This is a genomic window from Sphingomonas sp. (genome assembly GCF_031380695.1).
Classification (GTDB): Bacteria; Pseudomonadota; Alphaproteobacteria; order Sphingomonadales; family Sphingomonadaceae; genus Sphingomicrobium.
The window spans coordinates 1-4,659 of sequence record NZ_JANMWY010000338.1; the positions used below are offsets into that span (position 1 = coordinate 1).

Annotated in this window: 5 protein-coding genes; 2 read left to right on the plus strand and 3 right to left on the minus strand. The window is 64.9% G+C overall.

The window, feature by feature from the left end:
- From acnA to RMN84_RS12210, 3 genes are all read right to left on the minus strand, one after another.
- On the minus strand, positions 1 to 2,211 hold a 2,211-nt coding region (gene acnA / locus RMN84_RS12200), incomplete at its 3' end, for an aconitate hydratase AcnA (protein ID WP_309612436.1).
- Between the two features lie 86 nt (positions 2,212 to 2,297).
- Positions 2,298 to 2,735 carry a low affinity iron permease family protein gene (locus tag RMN84_RS12205; protein ID WP_309612437.1) on the minus strand — a complete coding sequence of 146 codons (438 nt, stop codon included), beginning with the start codon at positions 2,733 to 2,735 and terminating at the stop codon, positions 2,298 to 2,300.
- Between the two features lie 48 nt (positions 2,736 to 2,783).
- Entirely contained in the window at positions 2,784 to 3,794 is a 1,011-nt protein-coding gene (locus RMN84_RS12210) for a magnesium transporter CorA family protein (RefSeq protein WP_309612438.1), read from the minus strand.
- Between the two features lie 64 nt (positions 3,795 to 3,858).
- Between RMN84_RS12210 and RMN84_RS12215 the strand changes: the two genes are divergently transcribed.
- Positions 3,859 to 4,416, plus strand: coding sequence for a DUF2585 family protein (locus RMN84_RS12215; protein WP_309612439.1), 558 nt, complete (start codon positions 3,859 to 3,861; stop codon positions 4,414 to 4,416).
- A gap of 43 nt (positions 4,417 to 4,459) precedes the next feature.
- The coding region (locus RMN84_RS12220) for a hypothetical protein (protein ID WP_309612440.1) at positions 4,460 to 4,659 on the plus strand (200 nt) is incomplete at its 3' end.

The following is a 4,659-nucleotide window of genomic DNA, read 5'->3' on the forward strand; positions in this document are numbered from 1 at the left end:
GCCTTCGACGCCGGTCAGCATGCGGTTGCGGATGCGGATGTTGGCGAAGGTGCCGCGCATCATCACGTCATGGTTGCCGCGCCGCGCGCCATAGCTGTTGAAGTCGGCGCGGGCGACCTGATGATCCTGCAGGAAGCGACCCGCCGGGCTGTCGGCCTTGATCGATCCGGCCGGCGAGATGTGATCGGTGGTGATCGAATCGCCGAACACCGCCAGCGCCTTGGCCTTGGCGATGTCCTCGATCGGCCTGGGCGTCATCGTCATGCCGGTGAAGTAGGGCGGGTTGGCGATGTAGGTCGATCCGGCTGGCCATTGGTAGGTTGCCCCGCCGGTCACCGCGATCCCCTGCCACCGCGCGTCGCCGCGGAACACGTCGGCATAGCGCTCCTTGAACATCGCCGAATGCACATGGGCGTCGACCAGGCTGCGGACCTCGTCGTTGGTCGGCCAGATGTCCTTCAAATAGACGTCGTTGCCAGCCTTGTCCTTGCCCAGCGAATCGCTCGACAGGTCGGCGCGGACGGTGCCGAGCAGCGAGTAGGCGACCACCAGCGGCGGCGAGGCGAGATAGTTGGCGCGGCAGTCGGGCGACACGCGGCCTTCGAAATTGCGGTTACCCGACAATACGCTGACCGCGACCAGGTCATGGTCGTTGATCGCCTTGCTGATCGGCTCGGGCAGCGGCCCCGAATTGCCGATGCAGGTGGTGCAGCCATAGCCCACCAAATTGAACCCGATCGCGTCGAGATCCTCCTGCAGCCCGCTTTCCTTGAGATAGGCGGTGACCACCTGGCTGCCCGGGGCGAGGCTGGTCTTGACCCACGGCTTGCGCGTCAGGCCGAGCGCGCGGGCCTTGCGCGCGACGAGCCCGGCGGCGACCAGCACCGACGGGTTGGAGGTGTTGGTGCAGCTGGTGATGGCGGCGATGACGACGTCGCCATTGCCGAGGTCGTGTGCGGCCCCGTCGACCGCGACGCGCGGATCGCTCGCCTTCTTGTAGGTGACTTCCAGTTCCTCGTTGAAGCGGTCGTCGACGTCGGGCAGCACGACCCGGTCCTGCGGGCGGCGCGGCCCGGCGAGCGACGGCTGGACTCCGGCGAGATCGAGTTCGAGCGTGTCGGTGAACAAAGGATCGGGCGAGCGTTCGTCGCGCCACATGCCCTGTGCCTTCGCATAAGCCTCTACCAGCGCAATGCGATCGTCGGGGCGGCCGGTCAGCTTGAGATATTCGATCGTGCGGTCGTCGATCGGGAAGAAGCCGCAGGTCGCGCCATATTCGGGTGCCATGTTGGCGATGGTCGCACGGTCGGCCAGGCTCAGCGCGGCCAGGCCGGGGCCATAAAATTCGACGAACCGCCCGACGACGCCCTTGGCGCGCAGCATCTGGGTGACGGTCAGGACCAGGTCGGTCGCTGTAATCCCCTCGCCAAGCGCGCCCGCCAGGCGGAAGCCGACGACTTCGGGGATCAGCATCGACACCGGCTGGCCGAGCATCGCCGCCTCGGCCTCGATCCCGCCGACCCCCCAGCCGAGTACGCCGAGGCCATTGACCATCGTCGTATGGCTGTCGGTGCCGACCAAAGTGTCGGGATAGGCGACCTCGTCACCATGCTGGTCGGGGCCGGTCCACACCGTCTGGGCGAGGTTCTCGAGATTGACCTGGTGGCAGATGCCGGTGCCGGGCGGCACGACCTTGAAATTGGCGAAGCTCTGGCTGCCCCATTTGAGAAAGGTGTAGCGCTCGGCATTACGCTGATATTCCAGCGCGACATTATCCTCGAACGCCTGCGGGGTACCGAACTCGTCGACCATCACGCTATGGTCGATGACGAGGTGGACCGGGACCAGCGGGTTAATCTTCTGCGGGTCGCCGCCGAGCTGCTTCATCGCATCGCGCATCGCCGCCAGGTCGACCACCGCGGGCACGCCGGTGAAATCCTGCATCAGCACGCGCGCCGGACGATACTGGATCTCGCGGCTGATCTTCCGCTCCTTCTGCCAGTCGACCATCGCCTGCAAATCGTCGCGGGTGACGGTCACACCGTCCTCGAAGCGCAGGAGATTCTCCAGCAGCACCTTCATCGAATAGGGCAGGCGCGACACATCGCCCAGCGCCGCGCCGGCCTTGCCGAGATCGTAATAAGCATAGCTCTTGCCGCCGACGGCCAAGGTGGAACGGGTGTTGAGGCTATCTTGGCCGGTCGGGATCATGGTGGCTTCCTGAGAATGGATTGCGGGCGCGGAGGAGCCTTAGCAATTGTGTCCCATTGCGCAAAGGAGAAGCGCAGAACCGCCACTCACCGGGTGGATTGCACGTCGACTTCCTGACTATCGCCGCGTTCTTCGAGCTCATCGGCGAGGGCTTCGGCCTGATCCTGAGCCTGCTCCTTCAACTGGGCAATCTCCTCCTCGTCGAGCTCCTCGATCCCGGCCATTTCGTCGCGCGCACCCTTCATCGCAATCAACAGTTCGTCGAGCTTGGCGTGCATCGCGATATCGCGGCGGCGGTCATCGGTCTCGCGCTCCTTCTGGCTGTTGAGAACCATTTGGGTCAGGGTGATGGCCAGGATAGACAGAGCGGCGGTCAGCAGATCGGTCTGCAACCCCAGTGCAAACCAGGTGATGCAAAATGCGATGACGCCGATCTGCATGTAAGGGTGGGCGAACAGGTCGGCGGTCCACGCCGAGATGGCGACGCCAATCTGAACGAAGCGACTTTTGGACGGGGATGCCATGGCCGTGCAACGCATCGCTTTCGGCGATGGTTGCGTCAGCCTAACGACCTACACCCAACCGCGTCGCCGGAGGTAAATCAAAGGCCCGATCGCACTGATCAACATGATTGTCAGCGCCATCGGATAGCCATAAAGCCATTTAAGCTCCGGCATGTGCTCGAAGTTCATGCCATAGACGCCGGCCACCAGCGTCGGCGGCAAGAACACCAGCGCCGCCCAGCTGAACAGCTTCATCGCCGCGTTCTGCTCGATGCTGATCAGGCCCAGTGACGCGTCGAGCATGAAGGTCAGTTGCTCGGCGAGGTAGCTCGAATGATCGATCAGCGCGCTGATGTCGGCCCCCTGGCTGGCGACATGGTCGCGCTCGTCGTCGATCTGCTTGATGCGCTCGGTGGCAGTCAGGAAGTTGATCAGGCGGCTGGTGCTGACCGCCGTTTCACGGATGCGCGAAACGAGCGACTGGGCCCGCCCGATCTGCACCAGCAGGGCGGTCAGAAGCTTGGCCGGGATACGCCGCTCGTCGATGTCGGCGGCGAAAATGTGGCACGAGATTCGCTCGATCTGGGCGGCGGCGCGTTCGATTTCATCGGCGATCCGGTCGACGATCGCATCGAGCAGGCGGACGAACATGTGGGCGGCGTCCCTCGCCAGTTCGGGTTCGCGCTGCCAATGTTCAGCCAGCAGGCGGAACGGGCGCGGGTCGGCATAGCGCACCGTCACCAGATGCGCCGGCGTCAGGATGAAGCCGATCGGCGAGGAGGACGGATGACCCTCGTCGATCCCGCTGAGGGTCGAGACGGTCATGTAGAGCGAACCGCCGCGCTGGTAGAGGCGGCTCGACGGTTCGATTTCCGCCAGGTCGGCGCGGGTCGGCACGTTCGAGCCAATCAACGCCTCGACGAGCTGCTCTTCCTCGCGCGTCGGTTCGAGCAGGTCGATCCAGGTCACGTCGTCGGGGATGCGCGCGGTCGCGGTGGCCTCGATCGGCGATCCGTCGCAGTGGGGGCCGAACAGGCGCAGCATCGCCCGCCGTGTCGCCCGCGCGCGGCGGATTGGCAAGCGTCATCCCCGTCCCCGCGCGGACGGCGATAGTCTGGAAAGGATTTTCGCCTATGACCGCCGCATGACCCGTACTCGCTCCTGGCTTCCGCCCCTGCTCGTCGTCGTCCTGGCGATTGTCATCCTGCTCGCGATGGGGCGGCCGCCGATCTGTACTTGCGGGCGGGTGACGCTATGGGTGTCGAGCGCGGCCAGCCCCGAGACGAGCCAGATGCTCGCCGACTGGTACAGCGCCAGCCATTTCATCCACGGCGTCCTCTTCTTCGGTCTGCTATGGCTTGTCGCGCGGCGGCTGCCCTTCGTCTGGCGGCTGTGCATCGCGATCCTGATCGAGGCATCGTGGGAGATCGCCGAAAACTCGCCGTGGATCATCGACCGCTATCGCAGCGCCACCGCCGCGGTCGGCTATTCGGGCGACAGCGTGCTCAATTCGACCAGCGACATCGCCATGATGATCGTCGGTTTCCTCCTCGCCCGCCGTCTGCCTTTATGGGCGTCGGTGGGAATCGTCGTCGTGCTCGAACTGATCCCGCTGTTCGTCATCCGCGACAACCTCACGCTCAACGTCATCATGCTCCTGCACCCGATTGGCGCGATCAAGGTGTGGCAGGCGGGTGGCTAATCGTTCAGACTGGTGAAATCCGCCGTCGGCATAGGGAGTTGCCATGAACCACGCCCGCTCCTTCGCGATCTCCCTGACGCTCCTCGCGAGCCTCGCCGCCGCCCCGGCCCATGCCGGGGAAATATTCGGCGGCGTGTATAAACATGCGGCCGACACGCCGCTGTCACTCGAAGGCGGGCGCGAGCAGGGGGTGGATTTTCAGCTCGGCTATCGCGGCGGGCGGCTGTTCCCGCGCCTCGGGCT